The 22,420-nt window shown below is 61.1% G+C and carries 19 protein-coding genes; 1 reads left to right on the forward strand and 18 read right to left on the reverse strand.

Annotated elements, in window-relative coordinates; all coding sequences use genetic code 11:
- Positions 1–4: 4 nt before the first annotated feature.
- The 12 genes from B0G80_RS30170 to B0G80_RS30225 all read right to left on the reverse strand — a co-directional run bounded on the left by B0G80_RS30170 (position 5) and on the right by B0G80_RS30225 (position 15,132).
- On the reverse strand, positions 5–592 hold the full coding sequence (locus B0G80_RS30170) for a membrane integrity-associated transporter subunit PqiC (RefSeq protein ID WP_116121603.1): 588 nt from the start codon (positions 590–592) through the stop codon (positions 5–7).
- Entirely contained in the window at positions 589–2,208 is a 1,620-nt protein-coding gene (locus B0G80_RS30175; protein WP_116121604.1) for an intermembrane transport protein PqiB, read from the reverse strand. Before B0G80_RS30175 ends, B0G80_RS30170 begins: the two co-directional genes overlap by 4 nt.
- Positions 2,192–3,475 (reverse strand): paraquat-inducible protein A, encoded by a 1,284-nt coding sequence (locus B0G80_RS30180; protein WP_116121605.1) that lies wholly within the window; start codon positions 3,473–3,475, stop codon positions 2,192–2,194. Before B0G80_RS30180 ends, B0G80_RS30175 begins: the two co-directional genes overlap by 17 nt.
- A complete protein-coding gene (locus B0G80_RS30185; RefSeq protein ID WP_116121606.1) occupies positions 3,472–5,007 on the reverse strand; it encodes an efflux transporter outer membrane subunit in 1,536 nt (511 codons plus the stop codon). Before B0G80_RS30185 ends, B0G80_RS30180 begins: the two co-directional genes overlap by 4 nt.
- 1 nt (position 5,008) lies before the next feature.
- Complete coding sequence (locus B0G80_RS30190; protein WP_116121607.1) at positions 5,009–8,227, reverse strand: efflux RND transporter permease subunit; 3,219 nt, start codon at positions 8,225–8,227, stop codon at positions 5,009–5,011.
- 13 nt (positions 8,228–8,240) lie between these two features.
- Entirely contained in the window at positions 8,241–9,458 is a 1,218-nt protein-coding gene (locus B0G80_RS30195; RefSeq protein ID WP_408969450.1) for an efflux RND transporter periplasmic adaptor subunit, read from the reverse strand.
- A gap of 117 nt (positions 9,459–9,575) precedes the next feature.
- Complete coding sequence (locus tag B0G80_RS30200) at positions 9,576–10,031, reverse strand: hypothetical protein (RefSeq protein WP_258879076.1); 456 nt, start codon at positions 10,029–10,031, stop codon at positions 9,576–9,578.
- Between the two features lie 110 nt (positions 10,032–10,141).
- A complete protein-coding gene (locus B0G80_RS30205; RefSeq protein ID WP_116121609.1) occupies positions 10,142–10,528 on the reverse strand; it encodes a response regulator transcription factor in 387 nt (128 codons plus the stop codon).
- 166 nt (positions 10,529–10,694) lie between these two features.
- A complete protein-coding gene (locus B0G80_RS30210) occupies positions 10,695–11,318 on the reverse strand; it encodes a response regulator transcription factor (RefSeq protein ID WP_408969452.1) in 624 nt (207 codons plus the stop codon).
- The gene (locus tag B0G80_RS30215; RefSeq protein WP_116121611.1) at positions 11,315–12,769 is read right to left on the reverse strand and encodes a nitrogen regulation protein NR(II); all 1,455 of its coding nucleotides are present in this window, start codon (positions 12,767–12,769) and stop codon (positions 11,315–11,317) included. Before B0G80_RS30215 ends, B0G80_RS30210 begins: the two co-directional genes overlap by 4 nt.
- A gap of 689 nt (positions 12,770–13,458) precedes the next feature.
- The gene (locus B0G80_RS30220; RefSeq protein WP_116121612.1) at positions 13,459–14,046 is read right to left on the reverse strand and encodes a YSC84-related protein; all 588 of its coding nucleotides are present in this window, start codon (positions 14,044–14,046) and stop codon (positions 13,459–13,461) included.
- A gap of 405 nt (positions 14,047–14,451) precedes the next feature.
- Positions 14,452–15,132: a hypothetical protein gene (locus B0G80_RS30225; protein ID WP_106278377.1), complete on the reverse strand. Its 681-nt coding sequence runs from the start codon at positions 15,130–15,132 to the stop codon at positions 14,452–14,454.
- Between the two features lie 384 nt (positions 15,133–15,516).
- Between B0G80_RS30225 and ppk2 the strand changes: the two genes are divergently transcribed.
- Positions 15,517–16,332 carry a polyphosphate kinase 2 gene (gene ppk2 / locus B0G80_RS30230; RefSeq protein ID WP_116121613.1) on the forward strand — a complete coding sequence of 272 codons (816 nt, stop codon included), beginning with the start codon at positions 15,517–15,519 and terminating at the stop codon, positions 16,330–16,332.
- An 83-nt stretch (positions 16,333–16,415) separates the two neighbouring features.
- On the opposite strand, the gene B0G80_RS30235 is transcribed toward ppk2, so the two are convergent.
- The 6 genes from B0G80_RS30235 to B0G80_RS30260 all read right to left on the reverse strand — a co-directional run bounded on the left by B0G80_RS30235 (position 16,416) and on the right by B0G80_RS30260 (position 22,377).
- Positions 16,416–18,044 carry a 3-(methylthio)propionyl-CoA ligase gene (locus tag B0G80_RS30235; protein WP_116121614.1) on the reverse strand — a complete coding sequence of 543 codons (1,629 nt, stop codon included), beginning with the start codon at positions 18,042–18,044 and terminating at the stop codon, positions 16,416–16,418.
- 25 nt (positions 18,045–18,069) lie between these two features.
- Positions 18,070–18,414: a Rieske 2Fe-2S domain-containing protein gene (locus tag B0G80_RS30240; RefSeq protein ID WP_116121615.1), complete on the reverse strand. Its 345-nt coding sequence runs from the start codon at positions 18,412–18,414 to the stop codon at positions 18,070–18,072.
- Positions 18,415–18,459: 45 nt separating this feature from the next.
- Entirely contained in the window at positions 18,460–19,020 is a 561-nt protein-coding gene (locus B0G80_RS30245; RefSeq protein ID WP_116121616.1) for an alpha/beta hydrolase, read from the reverse strand.
- An 18-nt stretch (positions 19,021–19,038) separates the two neighbouring features.
- The gene (locus B0G80_RS30250; protein WP_116121617.1) at positions 19,039–19,887 is read right to left on the reverse strand and encodes a TauD/TfdA family dioxygenase; all 849 of its coding nucleotides are present in this window, start codon (positions 19,885–19,887) and stop codon (positions 19,039–19,041) included.
- A 10-nt stretch (positions 19,888–19,897) separates the two neighbouring features.
- A complete protein-coding gene (locus tag B0G80_RS30255; protein WP_116121618.1) occupies positions 19,898–20,878 on the reverse strand; it encodes a quinone oxidoreductase in 981 nt (326 codons plus the stop codon).
- Positions 20,879–21,057: 179 nt separating this feature from the next.
- Positions 21,058–22,377, reverse strand: a complete 1,320-nt coding sequence (locus tag B0G80_RS30260; RefSeq protein ID WP_116121619.1) for an MFS transporter — start codon at positions 22,375–22,377, stop codon at positions 21,058–21,060.
- Between the last annotated feature and the right edge of the window lie 43 nt (positions 22,378–22,420).

Genomic DNA, 22,420 nt, shown 5'->3' on the forward strand with positions numbered 1-22,420 from the left:
CGCGTCACTGAGCCGGACTCCCCTGCACCGCCGCCGCGATATCGCGGCTCACCGACGCCAGCGCGCGATCGTGCGCGGCAACGAGCGCATCGAAGCCCGGACCGGACACCGCCTCGCGCGCAACAGAGCGGCCCGTGACGGAATGGCCATTACCCGGCGGGCGCACGGCCCATAGCACGTCGACGGTGACGTCCCGCCCCGGTGTGGACTCGAAGCGCATCACGTCGATACGTACGCGCCATACGCCAGGCGGCTCGCGCGTCAGATCGAACACCGAAATCTGCGGTGAGTTCAGCAGCACGGCAAGGTTGGCGGCAATCACACCGCCGATGTCGCCGCTCAACGGTTGCGCCCAACGGGCGAATTCGTTGATCTCGACCTCGTTGTCTCCGACCCGGGTCACGATTTGCGGCCGATCCACGAGGTCCGGTATCGTTACTGGCCCGATCACGGCGGCGATCGAGCGCGTTGTGCCGGAGTTGGCGAGAGAGCGGTCGGGGCTCAGCGTGTAGAAACTGGCCGATGGCGATTTACATCCGCCGAACCAGCCGGTGACAAGTGCGAGAATCAGACATGCGGTCGCGTACCTCATGGCTTGTCCTCAGACTTGCCGCGCACGAGCGCTTCCGGATGCCGGGACAGATAGTCGGCCAGCGTGCGCAGCGTGGCTGCCGTCCGGGTCATTTCGTGCATCGCCTGTTCCGTGGATTGCTGCAGCGACGAATCCGGTTGCAGCGCGGTATTCGCGGAATCGAGCGCGGTTTGCGCCGACGTGAACGTGTCACGCGCCTTCGGGACGACCTCGTTATTGAGCTGGGAGATCATCGAGTTGGTCGTGCGTAGCGTCGTACGCGCATCGTTGCCGATCGCCTCGAACGGAATATTGTTGAGCTTGGTCAGCAAGCGTGTAACCGAGTCTTGCAGCGACTGAAGCGTGCGCGGTATGGCAGGCAATTCCGGCGGCGACTTGCTCCAGTCAATCTTCGCCTTGGGCGCATCCGGGTAATAGTCCAACGCGACGTAAAGCTGACCCGTCAACGGATTGCCGCTCTTGAGCTGGAAGCGGAATCCATGTTCGATCAGATAGTCGGCTAGTCCACGTGGGTTGTCGCTTAGACGCCCTCCGTCGCGCCCGTTCTGATAGCGTGACGTAAAGCGCTCGGGATAGATCGCTATCTCGACGGGAATGCTGAAACGGTTTTGTGCCGGCTCGAAGCGTGTATAGATCGCCGTCACCTCGCCGACGACTACACCTCGAAAATCGACCGGCGCGCCAACCGTCAGGCCGCGCACCGAATCGATGAAATTGACGACGTATTTATCGACGATCCGATCGTGCTGTTTCATCGCGTCGGCGCGCGTTGCGTAAAGTTCGAATCCCGTATTGGCGGCGGCGCTGGTCACTTCCTGCGACTCCGGCGGCGACTCGAACGCCACGCCGCCGATGATGATGGAAACGATCGACTGGGTTTCGACCCGCAGACCGTTCGTGTCGAACGCCATGTCTACCCCGCTCGCGTGCCAGAAGCGCGTATCGGTCTTTACGAATTGGTCGTAAGGCGCATTGACGAACGCCTTCACCGTGACGCCTTTGCCGTCCGGGTCCAGTTTGTAAGAAGCAATCTGGCCGACCCGGAGTCTGCGGAAATAGATGGGCGTGCCTACGTCCAGCGAGCCGAGACCCGCACCCTTCAAAATGAACTCCCGCCCTGGCACGTCGCTCGCAAACACCGGGGGCTCTTCGAGCCCGACGAAATCACGCCGCGCTTTCGCGGCATTGCCCACATCGACGTCGATGTACGACCCGGAGAGCAGCGTGCCGAGCCCCGAGACCGTGCCGCCTGAAATGCGCGGGCGCACGACCCAGAACCGGGTGTTCTCGACCAGCAGACTCGCCACGTCGCGAGCCACCTCTGCCTTCGCCACGACGCTCTTATGATCCGGCGAGAGATTCACGGCCTCGACCACGCCAATATCGACGTCCTTGAACTTGACCTTTGTCTTTCCGGCCTCAAGGCCCTCGCCGGTCTTGAAACTGATGGTGATATTCTCGCCGCGTTCCAGGATCGCTTTCGTAGCCAGCCATCCGCCGATCAGCACCGCCACGATCGGCACGAGCCACACCAGTTGCATACGCCAGCGCGAGCGTGGAACGGAATCCGCCAGGGGGAGTTCGGGAAGATCCGGCTCGTCATTTGGTCGTGACATGAGCGCTCTCCGCTGCATCCCAGATGAGGCGCGGATCGAAAGCCATCGCCGCCAGCAGTGTCAACACGACCACCGCCCCGAACGCTATCGATGCCGGACCGGCCTCGATCGTCGCCAGCGCCTGGAATTGCACCAGCGCGACGAGCATCGTGATGACATAGATATCGAGCATCGACCAGCGCCCAACCAGTTCGATGGCGCGGTAGATTCTGGTGCGCTGCTCGGGAAGCCATTGCGAGTGAAGCTGGGTGGAGACCGCCAGATACGCAAGGCCAAGGATCTTGAGCATCGGCACCACGATGCTTGCGATGAACACGAGAACGGCAAGCGGCCATGAACCGGATACCCACAGATAGACCACGCCGCTCATGATCGTGTCTTTCTGCGCCCCGAAGATCGAACTCGTTTTCATCACGGGCAGCACATTGGCGGGGATATACAGCACGATTGCCGCCGACAGATACGCCCACGTCCGCGAGATGCTCGCTGGCTTGCGCATATGCAAGCGCGCTCTGCAACGCGGGCAGCCCTGCTCGCCCGATCGCGCCGGATCGCGTACCAGTAGCCCGCACTCTTCGCACAGCGCGAGCCCGCATGCGGAGGCCGTCACCGCCGTGCGGTGCTGCTCCACGGGAGGCAGCCGCCACGCGCCGTCGGCATTTTTGAGGGCGCAGATGCGCGACCATATCTCGCGCGGATCGAACGTCGCCGACGCCGCGGCGAGCAACAACATCAGCACCATGAACGACCACAACGCCGTGCCTGGCACGACCTTCGCGATATGCGTCAGCTTGACGAGCGCGACCAGCAGACCGAGGATCAGAACCTCGGTCATGCCCCACGGCCGCGCCAGTTGAAACAGCCGGAAGCCCTCGACCGCGTGCCACGGCACACGTCCCAGACGCAGCGGCACGAGCAGCCACAGCATGGCCAGGGTCTGCAGCACCGGCGTCAGAATCGTCGTCAGGAAGACCAGCGCCGCGAGCGGCCAGGTGCCATGCGCGTAGAGCACGCGGACCGACCCGGCCAGTGTCGTTTGGACGAGATGGCCGTTGACCGACAAACCCACGATAGGAAAGGCGTTGGAGATGACAAGCAGCACGGCGGACGCAAGGGTAAAGGCGAGAGCACGTTCGGGCCCGTTCGTACGTTCCCTGCCGAGCTCCGCGCGACAACGACGGCAACGCCACGAACCGCCGGGCGACAGAGGCGCTGCAAGCTGGAGCATGTCGCACTCCTCGCAAGCAATGATTTCCCCGCGTGTCATCTCGCCTCCAGCGCGACCGCTGGGTCGCCCGTCGGCGCCGTGCCACGCGCGACGGGCGCGGCGGGCGTGGTGTCCGGCGACGGCGTGCCCGGTGCGGGCGGTGCGGCCGGTGGAACGGACAGTTTCTCAGCGGCGAGAACCCAGCCGCCGCCCATCGCCTTGTAGAGGTTGACGAATGAAGTCAACTCGGCTCCCTGGGTCTGCGTATAGCTCAGTTGTGCGTTGAAGAGGCTGCGCTCGGCGTCGAGCACTTCGATGTAGCTCGTGTAACCGCCTTCGTAACGCAGACGCGCGAGCCGCGCGTAGGTGTGCAGCGCCTCGACCTGGTTGGCCAGCACGGCCAGTTGCTCGCGCGTCTTCTGCACGGAGATGAGCGCGTCTTCGACCTCCTGGAATGCCACCTGAATCGCTTTCTCATATGCGAACAGCGCTTCCTGCTGACGCGCCTCGGCCTGCCGCACCTGCCCGGAGATATTGCCCGCCGTGAAGATAGGCTGCGTCACGCTGCCGGCAAAAGACCATACCCGCGCCGGGCCGGTGAAAAGGTTTGAAAACTGCGTGCTGACCGTACCAAACAGCCCGGTCAGCGAGATGGACGGAAAGTAAAGCGCCTTGGCCGCACCGATCAGCGCGTTTTCCGACACCAGGGCCTGCTCGGCCTGCAGCAGATCCGGACGGCGTTCCAGCAAGTCCGAAGGCAGCTGGTTCGGAATCTGCGGCGAGCCCAACGTCGACAGTTCGCGGCCGCGCAGAATTGCGCCCGGGTTTTTGCCGATCAGCACGGACAACGCATTTTCCTGCTGGCCGATCTGCGCTTCGAGCTGCGGGATGGTGGCTTTCGCTGCCTCGTATTCCGACTGGCTTTGCGCCAGCTCCATTTGCGACACCTCGCCGCCCCTGAAGCGCAACGTGAAAACCCGGACCGATTCGTCGCGGCTTTCCACGGTCGACTTCGCGATCTCAAGCTGCCGATCAAGACTGCGCAAGTTAATGTAGGCTGATGAAACGGAGCTGACCAGCGTCAGAATGGTGGCCCGGCGGCCTTCCTCGCTGGCCAAAAGGTTAGCGCGGGCAGCCTCGGTCTGGCGGCGAACCTTGCCGAAAAGATCGATTTCCCATGCCACCGACACGGTCGCGTCGAACTGGTTGTAGATCGGGCTGACGCCGTTCGGTATCGGTATTCCGCTCGCCTGAGACGCGCGTTGGCGAGATGCATCCGCGCCCGCGACCACCTGTGGAAACAGCGCGGAACGCGTCGTCACGAACTGCGCCTGGAACTCGTCGACCCGCGCGGCCGCGATCTTGACATCACGGTTCTCCAGCAACGCGGTTGCGATCAACTGGTCGAGCACCGGATCCTGAAACTGCTCCCACCACGTCGTGTTGGCAATCTCGGCCGCCTCGCCCTGCGCAAAGCGATACGTTGCCGGCACCTCCACCGTGGGCCGCACGTAATTGGGGCCGAGCAGGCACCCGCCCAGCGCAAGCAGCGTGGCCGAAGCGAGCAGGCGCGCCAAAGCGGTCGCGTTCATGTCAAGGGCTCTCTTGCGACGGCGCGTGCGGCGGCAGGCCGGGCTCCGCGGCGCCCGACTCCCGCGTCGTTCCGGCTGCGCCGGGGTCGGACTTCTGCTTGCCGCCACTGGAGCGCGAGGACATCGACTCAAGCAGGTAATAGAACATCGGAATGAAGAATACGGCGATGGCCGTCGCGCCGATCATGCCGCCAATCACCCCCGTGCCGATCGAATGGCGGCTGTTGGCCGACGCGCCCGTCGCAATCGCGAGCGGCACACAGCCGAGAATGAAGGCCAGCGACGTCATCACGATCGGACGCAAGCGCTCTTCCGCCGCCGTCATGGTGGCGTCGAACACCGACGCGCCGGTCTCGCGGTTCAGCACCGCGAATTCGAAGATCAGGATCGCGTTCTTGGCCGCGAGCGCAACCAGCATCGTCAAGCCGATCTGGAAGTAGACGTCGTTACTCAGGCCGCGCAGCAGAATGGCGAGCAGTGCGCCAAACAGCGCGAACGGGACCGCCATCAGCACGCCGAACGGCAAGCTCCACTTCTCGTACTGCGCGGCGAGGATGAGGAACACCATCACCAGGCCGAACACGAAGACGAGCCCCGACGTGCCGCCCGATTGCCGTTCCTCGTAAGCCTCTCCGCTCCAGGCGACGTCATAGCCGGCCGGCATTTGCGTCGCCAGTTCCTCCAGGGTGGAGATGACCTGACCGGAGCTGAATCCGGGAGCGGCGTTCGCCGTGATTTTGATCGCGGGAAAATTGTTGAAGCGCGTGACCAGATCGGGGCCCACGACAAACTGGTAAGTGGCCACCGACGTCATCGGCAGCATCGTGCCAGTCTTGCTGCGCACGAAGATCTGATCGAGGTCGCCTGGCTTTAGCCGGTACGACGGCTCAGCCTGCAAGATCACTTGCCAGAGCCGGCTCGAGCGGTTGAACTGCGAGACGTAGAGCGAGCCGAACATCGTCTGCATCGAGCTGTACGCGTCTTCAACGGGCACGCCGAGCGTCTCGGACTTGTCGCGGTCCACCTGCACCAGCAGTTGCCGCGACGAGGCGTTGAACGTCGAAGTCACGCCCGCGAGTTCCTGACGCTGCTTCGCCCTCTGAACGAAGTCTTGCGCAACCTCCGCGAGTTGCGCGATGCTCGAGTCGCCCTTGCTCTGAATCCACACTTCCGTGCCGCCGGTCGTGCCGAGACCGGGAATCGATGGCGGGTTGACGGGAATCACCACGCCCTCTTTCACGTTGGCGAAATGGCGGTACGCATCTTGCAAGACGGTTCGCGCGTTCTGCGTGCGGATGTTGTCCGAAGAATAGCGTTCATCGAAGCTCTTGAAACCGACAAAGAAAGTACTTGCGTTGTTTTTGTTCTGGTTATCAAGCAGGCTATATCCGTCGACCACCGTGATGCTGCCGACTGCCGGCTGTTTGATGAAGTAGTCGGTGACCTGTTGGGACACTTCTCCGGTACGGTCGAGGCTCGCCGCGTCGGGCATGACGACCGCGCCGAGCAGATAGCCCTGGTCCTCCGGTGGCAGGAACGCGGAGGGAATCGACCGCACCATGAGCACCGCGAGTACGATCATGGCTACGAAAAACACCAGCGCGAAAATCGATCGCTTGATTACCAGCCTGACCGCTCGCGAATAGCCCGATGTCATGCGCGCGAACTGTTTATCGAACCAGCGGAAGAAGCCCTTCTTCTCGTGGTGGGAACTCTTCAGCAGCAACGCGGCGAGCGCCGGCGACAAGGTCAGCGCGACGATGCCCGACAGCACGACCGATATCGCAATCGTAATGGCGAACTGCTTGTACATTTGGCCTGTGATGCCGCCGAGAAACGCCACCGGTACGAACACCGCGCACAGCACCAGCACGATGGCGACGACTGGTCCCGCCACCTCGTCCATGGCCTTTTTGGAGGCATCTTTGGGATTGAGCTTGAGCACCGTGATGTTTCGTTCGACGTTCTCGATCACGACAATTGCGTCGTCGACCACGATCCCGATGGCGAGCACCATCCCGAACAGGGTCAGCATGTTGATCGAGAACCCCAGCGGAAGCATGAACATGCATGTGCCGACAATCGAGACCGGGACCGCCACGATCGGAATCAGCGTCGCGCGAAGGCTCTGCAGAAACACGAAAACGACAATAACGACGAGCACCAGCGCTTCAAAGAAGGTGTGAATGACATCGGAAATGGAGGACCGGGTGAACTCGGTCGTATCCATGGCGATTTCATAAGTCATGCCTTCCGGAAACGATTTTTTCAGTTCCGCCAGCGTTGCGCGAACGCTCTTCGAGACATCGAGGGCATTCGCGCCCGGCTGCTGATAAACAGCGAGGACGGTCGCGGGCTTGCCCTGGAACCGGCTGCGGATGGAGTAATCTTTTTGCCCCAGTTCGGCACGCCCGATGTCCTTGAGGCGCACGATTGCCGCCCCGCCATTCGCAGCGCGCACGATGATATTTTCGAACTCGGACGGCTCGGTCAGACGGCCAGTCGTCGTCACGGCAAAGGACTGCTCAACCGATTTTCCCGTAGGCGACTGCCCGATACTGCCCACGGCGAACTGCTGATTCTGGTTCGCCACCACGCGCTGAACGTCCGCGGCTGTCACGCCCAATTGCGCCATCCGATCGGGCTTCAGCCAGATACGCATCGCGTAATCCGGATTGCCGAAGATACTGGACTGATTCGCGCCCGGCACCCGCTTGATCGCGTCGAGCACGTAGACGTTGGCGAAATTCGCGATGTAGACCGAGTCGTAGCGGTCGGAAGGTGAATAAATTGCAATCACCATCATGAAGGCGGACGACTTCTTCTGCACCTGAATGCCCTGCGCCTGGACCGATTGGGGCAGTTGCGGCAAGGCGAGATTCACGCGGTTCTGAACGTCGACTTGAGCCAGTTCCGGGTTCGTGCCGATCTGGAAGTACGCATTGATCGTCAGGTTGCCAGTGGACGAACTCGACGAATTCATATAGATCATGTTGTCCGCACCATTGACCTGCTGCTCGATCGGCGCGGCGACATTGTTCGCCACAACCTCCGCGTTCGCGCCCGGATACGTGGCGGAAATGGTGATCTGCGGCGGAGTGATGTCGGGATACTGCGCGACCGGCAGGGCGAGCATCGCCAACGCCCCACCTAGCGTAATGACAATCGAAATGACCGAAGCGAAAATCGGCCGATCGATGCAGTAGTGCGAGATGCTCATATCGGTCGGCCTTTCATTGGGTCGCACCGCTACCGGTTCCTTGCGCCTCAGACTCCTTGGCCTGCGTGGAAGGTGCAGGCGCCTGCGCCGCACTTTCAGACCCGGCAGGTCCGGGCGGCGCTGCGTTCTTCTCCGCGGACGGCCCTTTAACGATCTTGAGTTGCGCTCCCGCTGCGACACGCAGTGCGCCATCCACCACGATGCGCTCGCCCGGCTTGAGTCCCTCCGAGACGAACCAGTCGTCGCCTTGCCAATCGCCCACTTCGACAACCCGCTGGTGCGCTTTGGACTGGTCGTCGACGACCCAGACAAAGTGACTCTTCGAGCCTTGCAATACGGACCTCTGCGGCACGAGAATCGAGTTGGGCCTGATGGCCCCGGAAACGCGTGCTTTCACGAATTGACCGGGCCGCAATGCTCCCTTCGGATTATCGAATACCGCCCGCACCAGAAAGGTCCCCGTTTCAGTGCTGAAAGCAGGATTCGCAAAGTCGATACGGCCGACCTGCGAGAACACCGACCCGTCGGCCAGAATCAGCTTGACGACAAAACTGTCGTGCTCCGGGAATTTCAGAAGACCTGCTGCAATCTGGTCCCGGTACTTCAACATCTCGTTTTCGGAGATGCTGAAGTTCACCCACATCGGGTCCAGTTGATAAACGTAGGTCAGCAAGCCGTTGGAAGTCGCCGTGACATAGCTGCCGTCCTGCTGGCGTGCAAAGCTCGACAGACCCGCGAGGGGGGACTTGATCGTCGTATAGCCGAGATTGAGCTGTGCCGTATCGACTTCCCCTTTTGCCGCGATCACTGCGGCAGCGGACTGCTTTTCGTTGCCTATCGCGTCGTCGAGATCTTTCTTGCTCAACGCGTTTTGAGCAGCGAGCGGCTCGACCCGCGCCAGGTTCGCCTTGGCAACCTGATAACGCGCCTGCTGCTGCGCGAGTTGTCCTTTCGCGGTTTGCAGCGCGGCCTCGAACGGCTTGCGGTCCATCTGGAACATCGTCTGCCCGGCCTTGACGAGTTGCCCCTCAACGTACAGGCGTTTGTCGAGAAAACCGTCCACGCGAGCACGAATCTCGACCTCGCGGGAACTCTGGGTCTGAGCGGTAAATTCGAAATCGACAGGCGTGTCCTTCTGTACGACGGTCGTAACGGTCACCTCCGGCGCGGCGGCGGCGGGCGCGGCAGGTTGCTTTTTGCAGGCGGCGAGCAAGCTCATCGCCGCTGCCATCAGCAGCAGCGCGCGCCACGAACGATGAAAGACAACCGAGGTGTCCGCAGCACTGAGACAATGCGGCCCCCGCGCGGAATGATGGATGGCGACAGTTTTCATTGCGCGCCCGCCTGATCACAAGACCGTACAGTTGCCGAAGAGCACCAGCGCATCGTCGCTATTGACGATCGTCAATGTCATTGATCCGTCGGTCGAATCGAGCACCAGGGTCCACCCAAATCCCATCTCTGTCCCGTCCATGATGATTTGATTGGCATCTTTGCTGGCGATACGCATGGGCGTCGTTCGCGCGGGTCCGATGATCACCTTCTTGTCGAAGTCGAGCGAGAGAAACCGGGGCGCTCCGATATCCGCCGGTAAAGAGCGGCTGCAGGTTAGTCCGGGATCGCATGAATGCGCGTCGATCGTCGCGCAGATGAGTCGTTTGCTGCCATCGAAGTCGGCGGCCGACGTGTCGAATGCAATGGCGCTGAACAGAATCGCAATTGCAGAAGCGAGTAAGGTGGGCCCTGGTTTCATCACGTACTCCGGCTTTTTCTTTGAGCGCTGCGCGCGCAGTAACCCGCGCACGACGACGGCTGGCGATTTGAGCCGCGCGCTGATGTAGGTCAGTTTGGTAGCTGAAATACAGAGAGGCAATCAGACCTTGGTCTCATATCGCCCGGCCGGGCACGGATACTTCAAGGGCGCAGCGGACCATTCATCGCCATTTCCACAGCCTTGATCAGGATGGCGGCATTGAACGGTTTTCGCAGATAGGCGGCAGCGCCTGACGCGAGCGCGGTCTGTCTGACGGAGAACTCGTCGTGCGCGGTGATCATGATGACCGGCAGGCCCATCGGCGCAAGTTGACGCTGAACTTCCAGTCCGCCTGTGCCAGGCATCTGGATGTCGAGAATAACGCACGCAGGCCGGTACGACGGAATCGCCGAGAGTGTATTCAAGAATTCGTCGCCGCTGGAGAACGTCTCCGCCTCAATACCTGAGGCGCGCAGCAGCCGCTTGATGGCTCGGCATACCGATTCATCATCGTCGACTATGGCAACGATCTGATTGGGGTTGACCATTTTGATATGCGAAAGCGCGGTCGCTCCACGAGAAAACCCGTTCGGAGTTCCAGCGTAACGTGAGATTTTAAAGCGAGATATAGGACCTTGGTCCACTAGCGGCGTCAACAGGATGGAATTGCGCCGGCCTCCCTTCCCGCGCAATCCCGATCGGGGCAATGCAAACTTATAGGTCGTCGGCCGCGTCCATGCCGACCTTTTCCGCGAGCCGAACCAGTTGGGCAATCGATCGCGCCTTCATCTTCTTCATCACCCGGGCGCGATGAATCTTGATAGTCTTTTCAGCCGCGCCAAGATCGCTGGCGACCTGCTTGTTCAGACGCCCTGTCAATAAGAGCGCCATGACTTCACGCTCGCGGTGCGTGAGACAATCGAGCCGTTCCTGCAGCTCGGCCTTTTCGCTCCTCTTCGCCCACTCCATGCAAGCGACCTTTAGCGCGCGGTCCACCGCGGCAAGCAGGAGAGACTGGCATACCGGCTTGGGCAGAAAATCGAGCGCACCACCCTTCATTGCTTCAACGCTCGACCCGACATCGCCGTGCCCGGTCAGAAAAACGATAGGCAAGAGCTGATTGAGATTGCGCTGCACGTCAAGCCCCGACATGCCCGGCATCTGCAAATCCAGAATGAGGCATGCAGGTACGCTGGCGAGGTCGGCTCTATCCAGAAAAGCTTCGGGACTGTCGAAAGTTTCGACCAGATAACCGGATACGCGAAGCAGTCGGGAGAGCGCGCATCGCACCTGCTCGTCGTCGTCCACGATGAAAACACGCGCGGTGTCCGGATTTATGGCGACCCGCGGGGCCCCCTTCGTACAGCCGCTTTCTGAGGCAACATTATGTGAAACGACGCTCCCTTGCACTCGTTGTTCTCCGCCCATAACCAGCCTCCGTGCGCTGTGACGATCGTGCGGCTGATGGAAAGACCAAGACCGAGTCCCTGGGGCTTCGTCGAAAAGAATGGCCTGAATATTTTATTCATCTTGTCGACGGTCAACCCTTGACCTCGATCCTTCACCGTAATGCGTACTCCGCCCCCGACCCCCTCTCGCACCGTTGTTTCGATGACGCGTTCAGCCGGATCGCAATCCTTCACCGCGTCGAAGGCGTTCAGCAGCAGATTGAGCAACACCTGCTGCAGTTGAACCCTATCGCCGAACAACGTCTGCAGATTGTCGGCGATGTCGAATTCGGTGCGAACTTCCCGCGCTACCGCGTCGCTATGCACGAGCAGGGCAATGTCGCGGACCACATCGCCGATATCTACCGGCTGCAGCTCCAGGTCACCTTTTCGTACCATCGTCCGGATCTTCTGGATAACTTCACTCGCGCGCCGATTATCCAGAATGATATCGCCCAATGTCTCACGGAGTTCCGCCGTATTGACCTTCTCCGATTCAATCAATTTCTGCGCCGCTTGCGCGTTGCTCAGGATAGCGGTAAGCGGCTGATTCAGCTCGTGTGCGAGAGAACTCGCTAGTTCTCCCAAAGATGAAACCCGCACCAGATGAGCCATTTCCTTGCGGTTTTGATCCACTTCGCGGCAGGCCACGAGCCCTGCTATGGCAATGATCTGCAAACCCTGATCAGACGCGCTGTATCTGCTGGTATCGGCTTCCACGTGAAACCCTTCACCGTCGCGCCGGCGCGCGACCAGCACCTGTGTCGTCGCCCGATCGGCGCTCCTGTGACGGGTGCCGCGGTCTTCGGCCATGGAATCGCAACCCTGCCAGGCATGGACCGGAAACAGCATCTCGATCGGTGCGCCGGTCAATTCTTCGCTGGTGTAGCCGAACAGTTCTATCGCTCTGGCGTTCGCAAAGACTATCTGATTTTTCCGATCGAGCGTAAGCATCGCGAGCGGCAACATTTCAAGCGCGTCCCGCAAATGAATTCTTTCGTCCAGAATCCCGCGCCTGCCGCAGCGTTCTGCTTGCAGACCGGCCGCGCTTGCGCCTGCATGTGCGTGCCGTCCCGGCTTTGCATTGGCAAGCTCGCGCTCATTGGCAGCAATCCATTTTTCGGGCTGATCCGCAAGGTCGCCAAAAAACGCCAATGATTTCGCGCCTGGTGTTCTCAGCCGCCAATATGCTCGTTCCCGAGGCGAACGGGCGCTGATGGGTGACGCACGCGACTGGCGGTGGACATCTCGAGGCGAGCGCAGTCGGGCCACGTAGCAGGACATGGCGATACCGACCATGCCTTGCACCAGGTCTTTGCCACGCACGATCAGATTGATCACTGGTCTCTCCGTCACCAATGTTGAGTGCATGTCCAAAGTCGCCGTCTCGCCACGTGGGGATTCGGTCAACTATACTGATTCTTAGCGTTGAACCTGGAGCATCGGTAACTTGAAAACAGTATAGAGCCTCAGGCAAGGATGTGAAGGTTTATGAAAGACTTTTTTGAGACTTGCAATCCGTGCCCGATGCGTACTGTAAGAACACTCGCTAGCACTTATCTGAACGTTGAAAAGCCTTGCTAAATACAACGTAGCGGTGCATCTCCTCGTGTGAATCGAGCACGGGCCTGCGCACATGCAAGTATGCCCTTACCGGGCACCGTGAATTCGCGTCATATAGCGATCAGCGGACAATATCCAGGCGGCAACGGGCCGGAGGTCTAAAGGACTATTTAGATATATCCCGTGCGTCGTCCTATTGCCACCAGCGGATGTACAACAAGCTTTTTATCCGGAAAGATCTGTGTGCACTGCGTGAATCAGATTATGAGTCTCCTGGTAAAATCGCCCTCCACGCCATCAATAGCGATCATTGCGCGCGCCAAATGATAATAAAGACGTGCCGACCTGGCCAGCTCACGAACGTTGATCGCATCGTACCGCGCCGTCCGCTATGCGGAGGTTCGAATCAATATGGCATTCCTTAAGCATGCTGATTAACTTTGTATGCCAGAGCGCGTAGCGCACGCTTACAGATCAAGTTTGGTCACCTTCGTCCCGGCGAGCGACAGATCCGCCATCAGACCGACGTTGGTCAAGACGAGCGCAACCACTTGCGAGGTCGCTGATGTTGTATCTATCGCGCCGTTGGCACCCATTTTCGCGACCGAGACTCCTGTGTCGGCTCCAGCCGACCACCCCGCCGAATTGCGGAAACCGTCCAGCGCGGATTGCGTCATGAAGAGAAATATGACCGCGGTCGACTGGACCCCCGCCTGGAGTCCGAATGAAGCGGAGGTCGTGTTGTAGTAGCCGACTGTCGCGCCACCCACTCGCAACGCACCCTCGCCGTGCTCGGCGCCGACGACGAAGGCCGCCTTTTTCACCGATGGGAAAACCAGCACCCCTTGAGCCTTCGAGACCAGTTCACTCGAACCTTTTACTGTCGTGGCCAATCGTGACAACGTGCCGTCCACGGCTGCATTGATCTCTTGCCGCTTTGCCGCGTCAGTTTCAGGACTCTTGCCGCTGCCGGATGTCGCGGTGCACCCCGTCAAAGTCAAACTCGCGGCGGCGCTTGAAATCGCGATCTTTTGCATAAAATTCCGTCTGTTCATTATCGACCTCCATTGTGGTTACAGTGCGGACTGCCAGCTCGATTTCTGGCCGCTTTGTTCCCTGCCCAATCGCGATCCAATGGTTGCCCGCAATCCGGCTCGCCTTACTGGCTCATCCAGCGAGCAACGCAGCGGTGCACAATCACCCGTGAAGTCCTCACGCGGCTGCCGCTCCTGTCCACATGGCACAGACGAGCAGTCCCCCGCGAACATGCAAGCTGTCGCGTCTTCGGTGAACGGGCGCGTCGGTGGCGACGTCTCCGATTACATAATGTCACGATGCGACAATCGGAAAATCAGACCTTGGTCTTACGCCGGGCGACCTGATCGGCGGTCGCGGCGCGGGGAGCCGAGCACGTGAGGTTGTAGCCGGCCCGGTACGCGGTCCGGCGAGCCGCGCCCGCTTTATCCTCCCAATGCAATGATCGCCATGGTCAGCAGTACGCCGAGCGCTGCCATGGCCAATCCCGCTTTCCATTCACCGAACCCGGAATGACGGCCCAGCGCTATTCCGCTGCCAAACAGGATGACGATCGTCAATGCACGCGAGACGATCAAGGCAGTCGGGACGTGGCTGAACACGACGAACGGCAAGGCAACCGGAAACGTCGAGGAGACCACGATAAGAAAGATGGCCAACGCTGCGACCATGTCAGCCCGCAAAAAGCGCGGCCGTTGCGGTAAATCCGGGATGGCGGCAATGCGCGCCCGGATGAGTTCCAGTTCCGTATCGGCGATCAGCGGCGCGACCCACCTGGGCAATGCGGCACGAAGCGCGCGAACTCCCGCCGCCGCATCCGGCTCATGTCTCACGGTCAGCGCAAGCCTCAGCCGCCGGCCGCGATTCGTCAGCGTGCGGACCAGAAACATGACCGCATCGGCGAGGCCCCACGCGAGGTTGCAGCCCAGCGCCGTATAAAACATTTTCCGCCCGGCACCTTCGCCGGCTGTGACGGCCGACACGGCGCCGACAAACGTTAGCGCCATAAACAGGCCAAAACACAATTCGGACACCCGATCGACGGTGTCCAGAACCGGCTCGCGGGTGTCGATGTTTCCCTGATCCATCAGGCCGATAGCGTACATGAGGTCTCTCGCCGCGGTTGGCATGTGTTTATCGTCACCCGGCCGAACGCGCTCATGGCATGTCGACACGCGGCGGCGGGCGAATGCCGTCGCAGGGTGAATTTTCCTCGCGCCGATCACGAACGCGGCAGCAGTCCCAATGCTGTTGCGGCGACGACAAGTGCCTCTTCGTCGGTAGCGATGGCGCTGTTCGAATCAGCACGTGGACATAGCATGGCGACGCCCGTCGGATCGACGATCCAATGGCGGACTCCAGCAAGATACTGCGCACGTTTTAGCGACGATATTGGACCAAAGTCGTATGGCCTTCCGGTGTCCGGCGTCCTACCTTGCTAAAGGATCACGGGAAAATTATGCAGGTCACGTCCGCGCGGAGATATGGGAATGGCGAAGACTCGGGGGAAAGAAGTGCCTTCCGCGGAAGGCAACGCTCTCTCTTACAAGGAATACCGGAAGGCGTTGTTTGATCTGCACGTTGAACTGGTCAAGCTTCAGCAATGGGTCGTGCAAACGGGAAGCAAGATCTGCATCGTGTTCGAAGGACGCGACGGCGCCGGTAAGGGCGGCACGATCAAGGCGATTACCGAACGGGTGAGTCCGCGGGTATTTCGTGTGGTTGCGTTGTCTGCGCCAAGTGAACGCGAGAAGAGCCAGATGTACTTGCAACGTTACGTGCCGTACCTGCCGGCCGCGGGAGAAGTTGTGATCTTCGATCGCAGCTGGTACAACCGCGCGGGGGTCGAGCGAGTGATGGGTTTCTGTTCCGACGAGGACGTCGCGACGTTTTTCAAGGCGGTGCCGCTTGTCGAGCGTGCGATCGTCCATTCTGGGGTGATCCTGCTTAAATACTGGCTGGAGGTCAGCCCCGAAGAACAGACGCGCCGCCTCGAAGCTCGCATCCACGACGGACGCAAGGTCTGGAAGTTGACGGAAATGGATCTGAAATCCTATAGCCGATGGTATGACTACTCCCGTGCACGCGACGCGATGTTCGAAGCGTCGGACACCGATATCGCTTCGTGGTATGTAGCTAATTCGAACGACAAGCGGCGCGTGCGCCTTAACATCATCAGCGACGTGCTCGGAAGAATTCCTTATCAGGAAACGCCGCGCAAGAAAATTACGCTGCCGAAGAGACAAAAACCCGATGGCTATAAAGATCCGGACTATCCGTTCAAGTACATAGCCGAGCGCTTCTGACCCGGGAGCCTCACGAGGCTCGGCGATGGCAAATGCTGGAACTCGACGCCGGACTTCCGGGTGTCCATCGTGTTGCGCGCGCGTCAAGCCGTCAGGTAGTAGTCCCGGAACTGATCCCTCAACTGGTTCTTGAGCACCTTGCCGGTTGCACCGAGAGGAAGGGCTTCTACAAACACGACGGCATCGGGCTTCCACCACTTCGCGACCCGGCCGTCAAAAAATTCGAGCAACTCGTCAGATCCAAGCGCGCTCTCCGGCGTCTTTACGATCAGCAGCAACGGGCGCTCGTCCCATTTCGGATGCCTCGCGGCGATGCACACGGCGCTCGCCACTCCCGGGTGCAGGCAGGCCACGTTCTCGATGTCGATCGAACTGATCCATTCCCCGCCGGATTTGATGACGTCCTTGCTGCGGTCGGTGATCTGCATGAAGCCGTCGGGATCGATCTTCGCCACGTCACCGGTCGGAAACCACCCATCGCATAGTGGCGACGCATCTTCGCCGCCGAAGTAACCGGACGTCACCCACGGCCCGCGCACCTGCAGGTCGCCCGTTGCCTGAGAGTCCCATGGCAACTCCTTGCCGTCCGGGCCCACGATTCGCATGTCGATGCCGAACACGGCGCGGCCCTGCCTGGCCTGGATAGCGTAGCGCTGCTGCGCCGGCAACGACAGGTGGTGCCCTTTGAAGCTGCAAACCGTGCCGACCGGGCTCAGCTCCGTCATCCCCCACGCATGCAGGACGTCGACCTGGTAGCGCTCCTGGAATTCCGCGGTCATGGCCGTCGGGCACGGCGCGCCTCCCACGATCGTGCGGCGCATGGAGGTAAACGTCGTGCCACGCTCGGCCGCATGTCGAAGCAGTCCCTGCCAGACAGTCGGGACACCGGCGGAGAGCGTGACCTGTTCGGCCTCGATCAGCTCATAGAGCGATTTTCCGTCGAGAGCGGGACCCGGGAACACGAGCTTGGCGCCGACCATGCATGCGATATAAGGCAGACCCCACGCGTTCACATGAAACATGGGGACGACCGGGAGGATCACGTCGCGCGCCGAACAGTTCAGTGAATCGGGCAATGCCGCTGCGTAAGTGTGCAGAAGCGTTGAACGATGGCTGTACAGCACCCCTTTCGGATTGCCGGTGGTCCCTGACGTGTAGCACAGGGAAGAGGCATGGTTCTCGTCGAGGAGCGGCCAGGCGAAGTCGTCGTTGTGACCGTCGATGAGATCTTCGTAGCACAGCAACATGACCGGCAGGTCGTGTTTTGCCGGCATGTTTGCGCGGTCGGTCATCGCGACGAATACCTTCGGACTCTTGATACGCGATGCGACAGACTCGATCAGCGGGAGGAAGGTCAGGTCGAAGAAGATGACGCGATCGTCGGCATGATCGATGATGTAGGCGATCTGATCGACGTGCAGCCTGGGGTTGAGCGTGTGGAGTACGGCGCCGGAACCCGACACCGCAAAGTACAGCTCCATGTGGCGGTAGCCGTTCCATGCCAGCGTACCGACGCGTTCGCCCTGAGCAATGCCGAGCCCGGCAAGGGCGTTGGCCAGCTTTCTGGCGCGTTGCGCAAGATCGAGATAGCGATAGCGGTGAATGTCGCCTTCGACCCGTCGCGACACGATTTCCTGCCCGGCGTGATGCCGTTCGGCGTGGGTGAGCAGCGATGCGACCAGCAGCGGTTGCTGCATCATCAAACCATACATGACTATCTTCCTCATTTGTCCAGATTCAGCTGGATTGCGCGTGACACGGACCTGCCGTGATGTCGTCGACGGTGAGTTCGAGCCTGCCGGCGACGTTCCGGATGGGAAAGGTCACAAGACTCAAACCGCCTTTGCCCGGCATGCAACCGGTCGCGACGTCAAAACGAAGGCCGTGGGCGGGGCAGCGAAGCAGGCGCCCTTCGATCTGCCCGCCTGCAAGCGATGCGCCGTTGTGCGGACAGGCGTTGTCGACGGCGCAGAGTTCACCGTCGACGTTCAAGAGCACGACACTGCGACCCTCAACGAAGACCAGCTTGCGTTGTCCTGGGGCGAGTTCATCGGCTGATCCGACCGGTATCTGGCGTGACATTATCTGTTCTCCCGATCACGGGCCCGACGCAACATGGGTTCCATGTCAGATCAGCTCGCGGATCAGGGTGTCCGCCTGTGGCCAGTCGCCATAGCCGGCCGCGGGGTTCAGGTGCCCGACTTCGCCGAGGTCAACGAGACGGCTGCCCCAGTCTGCCGCCATACCGGCAGCGCGATCAAACCCTGCAAGCGGATCGTTGCGGCTGGCGCCGAGAATACTCGGGAACGGCAGCGGTCTACGCGGAAACGGCAGCCACCCGTGTTCTTCGAGCACGTCCAGCGTCGGATAACCGGCGGGCATGGGAACTTCGAGGTCCGCCGGCGTGGCCAGCAGCGCCCCCTGGATCGGGCGGTTGTGGTGCCGCGCCCAGTGCACGGTAATCATGACGCCGGCGCTGTGAGCGACCAGTACGATCGGGCCATCGATCTTCGCGATGGCCTCGTCCAGCGCCGCGACGCGCGCCGCGCAGCTGAGCTTGTCCTGCTCGAGCGGCGGCACCGAAGCCGTTTTGGGAAGACGAGCCTGCAGCAGTGTCTGCCAGTGTTCGGCGACATGGTCACGCAGACCGGGCACGACGAGTACGGTAGGTGCGGTATTGAGCGTCACGACGCGGAGTCCTTCAGGTTAGTACGGCTTGTCGCCAATAATTCCGGCTCGCTCCATCTTTCGATGGCACGGCGCGTAATCCATCACGGCGTAGTGCTGCGTGGAGCGGTTGTCCCATATGGCGATGCTGTTCGGCTTCCAGCGCCAGCGCACCTGGTACTCCGGGATGTACGCCTGGCTGATCAGATAACGCAGCAGATCGGACGCGCCCGGATTGGCGTCCTGGCCAAAGCGCACGCGCGCCGGCGTGTGGTAGTTCGTCAAGTGCGTGGTGAACGCATTGACAAACAGCACTTTCTCGCTCGTCTCGGGGTGCGTGCGCACGACCGGATGCTCGGCGTCGGGATACTGGGCTTTCAAGGCATGCCGCTTCTCGATCGGCATCACGGCGCCGAAGCTCGCTTCAATGCTGTGACGTGCGCGCAGGTCGGCGATCTGCTCCTTCACGTGCGAGGGCAGGTTCTCATACGCGAGCACCATGTTCGCCCACATCGTGTCGCCGCCAACGGGCGGGCATTCCACGCAGCGCAGCACGGCGCCGAACTGCGGGGCTTCGCGCCACGTGGCGTCGGAATGCCATGCGTTTTCGTAGCGGTCGTTGGGCTGATCCGGCGACTTGTAGATTCGCACGAGGCCCGGATGCTCCGGATCGCTGCCCGCGACCGGGTGGTCCTCCAGCTCGCCGAAGCGGCGCGCGAAAGCAACATGCTCAGCACGGCTGATGTCCTGATCGCGCAGGAACAGGACACGGTGCTTGAGCAGGTTCGCCCGGATCTCTGCAAAGAGGCCGTCGTCGTGGATCGCGTCGGCGAGCTTGACACCCACCAGTTCGGCGCCAATGGCGTTAGTGAGTTGTTCGACAAGCATGGTGCCCTCCTTAGATGACGAAGACCGATGAACCCGTTGTCTTGCGCGATTCGACATCACGGTGCGCTTGCGCGGCATCTTCGAGCGCATAGCGCTGGTTGATCTCGATCTTGATGCGGCCAGCCGCAACGTGGCCGAAGATTTCCCCGGCCAGGTCCGACTTTTCGGCGGGGTCGGCGATGTAGTCGGCGAGCGCCGGACGGGTCAGGTACGGCGATCCTTTCATTGCCAGGATCTGCGGATTGAATGCCGGTATCGGCCCCGATGCCGTGCCGACGCAAACAATCAGGCCGCGGCGCTTGACCGAATTCAGAGTCGCTTCAAAGGTATCCTTGCCGACACTGTCGAACACCACATTGACCCCGACGCCATCGGTCAGTTCGCGTACGCGCGCGGCGACGTCTTCATGGCTGTAGTTGATGGTGTGTTCGCAGCCATGCGCGCGGGCGACTTCCGCCTTGGCTTCGTTCGAAACCGTGCCGATCACCGTGAGCCCCAGCAGCCTGGCCCACTGCGATACGATCAGCCCGACGCCGCCCGCGGCGGCATGAAGCAGAATCGTATTGCCGGGTTTGAAGTCGTAGATGCGCCGCATCAGATACGACGAGGTCAAGCCGCGCATCGTCATGGCTGCCGCCGTCTCGCAGGTAATGCCATCAGGCAGCTTGATCAGCGGTGCCGCCGGACACAGGCGCTCCGTGCTGTAGGCGCCAAGCGTGTTGATAAAGCCCGTGTAGGTGACACGATCACCTGTCGCGACGTTCGTCACGCCCTCGCCCACTGCTTCGACCACGCCGGCTGCTTCCACACCCATGCCGGCAGGCAGTGGAACCGGATACAGTCCGGAGCGGAAATAGGTGTCCGCGAAATTCAGGCCCACTGCCTCATGGCGCAGACGAACCTGCCCCGGCCCCGGATCGCCGACTCCAACGTCCTCGTAACGCAAGACCTCAGGGCCGCCGGTTTCATGAAAGCGGACTGCTTTCGCCATGATTCGTTCTCCAGTTTACTGCTCGATTTACAGAAGGGAATGCGCCTGCCGGAGAACGTTACGTCCCGGCGAAGGCGTCGATTACCGCAAAGTGTCCAGGTACTGCTTTGTTGACCGGATTTAACCGACCGCGCCGCCGCATCATCAGGCGGACGACGCGGCAAGCACGAGGGAGCCGCTCAGAGCGAGGCCTTCTCACGTAACGTATTCACGAGGTCGAGGTCGCGCCTGTAGCTGCGACGGCCAATGGCGAACGCGATCGCTGCGAACAGCGGCGCCAGCGGGACCAGTTGCAAAGCGCCGAGCAAGCCGATCCGGTCTGCGACGATGCCCGTGAGAATAGCCGCAGGCGCCAGCCCCAGCAGGTTGTTGGCCAGTGTCAGGGTGGCGAATGCTGAAGCGTGGATCGACGGCGGGGTAAGGTTCGCCACCATGGCACCCGAAGGCCCCGTCGCGCCGGCACAGAAGAACATGCCGCAACCGATCAGGACGAGTTGCAACCGGCCGGCCGGCAGTTGGAAAGCGATGCCGAGCAGGACGCAGCACAACAGGCAGTACACGATCGCGGTCAGCCACTTTCTTTGTACAACCTTCCTGTTGAGCCGGTCGGAGAGCCAGCCGCACACGATCATGCCAAGGCCGGTCACGAGTACGAACACCGCACCATGCACGGCGGCCTTATCCGGCGCCATGCCGTAATAGCGATTCAGGAAGCTCGGCATCCATGACCACACGGCCGCCGGCACGAGCAGATGCATACCGCTGCCCACGTAGGCACAAACAACGGCCTTCGTGGAAAACAGCCCCTTCATCAGCGCGCGGAAGCTCATCCGCACGCCAAGGTTACCCTTGTGCCCGGCGGTCGCCGGCTGCAGTGTCGCCAGCCTTTTCTCCGTGACAACACAACGGTAAATGACAACCAGCGCGATACCGACGCAAGCCATCGCGCCGAACGACCAGCGCCATCCAAGGCGGGTCGCGACAGCGCCGCCCAGCGCCATGCCCATCACGGAGCCAAATGCGCCACCTGCCATGAAAGTGGCGGTGAGGGTGGCGCGCAGACGCGGCGGAAAAATGCTCAGGACTAGCGCGATGCCCACACTTCCGTAGGCCGCCTCGCCAATACCGACACACGCGCGTGCGAGCAACATCTCGCCGTAAGTCGTCGAGATGGCACATCCGAGCGTCGCGAGACTCCACAGCGCCGCCATCAGTACGATGCTTTTGACGCGGCCCCAGCGATCCGCGAGAACCGAAAGCGGAAAGGTCAGCACGCCAACCATGAGCGCCACCACGCTGCTGAGCGAGCCGAGCTTCGTGTCAGAGAGATTCCACGCGGACTTGATAAACGGAAAGACCGCGTTGAGAACCTGGCGCGACATATAGTCGGAAAGCAGCAGGCCGATCGTGAGCGCGCATACCACCCATGCGTAGGCCGGTATCCCGGATTGTGTTGCTGAAACATCGCCCGTCGTGGGCTCGGCATGCTGTAAAAGCATTTCGTCTCCTCCGCGTCTCGCGCGTCCGGCGCCCTCTTCCCAT

Origin of the sequence: Paraburkholderia sp. BL6669N2, assembly GCF_003387275.1 — a bacterium.
Taxonomy (GTDB): Bacteria; Pseudomonadota; Gammaproteobacteria; order Burkholderiales; family Burkholderiaceae; genus Paraburkholderia.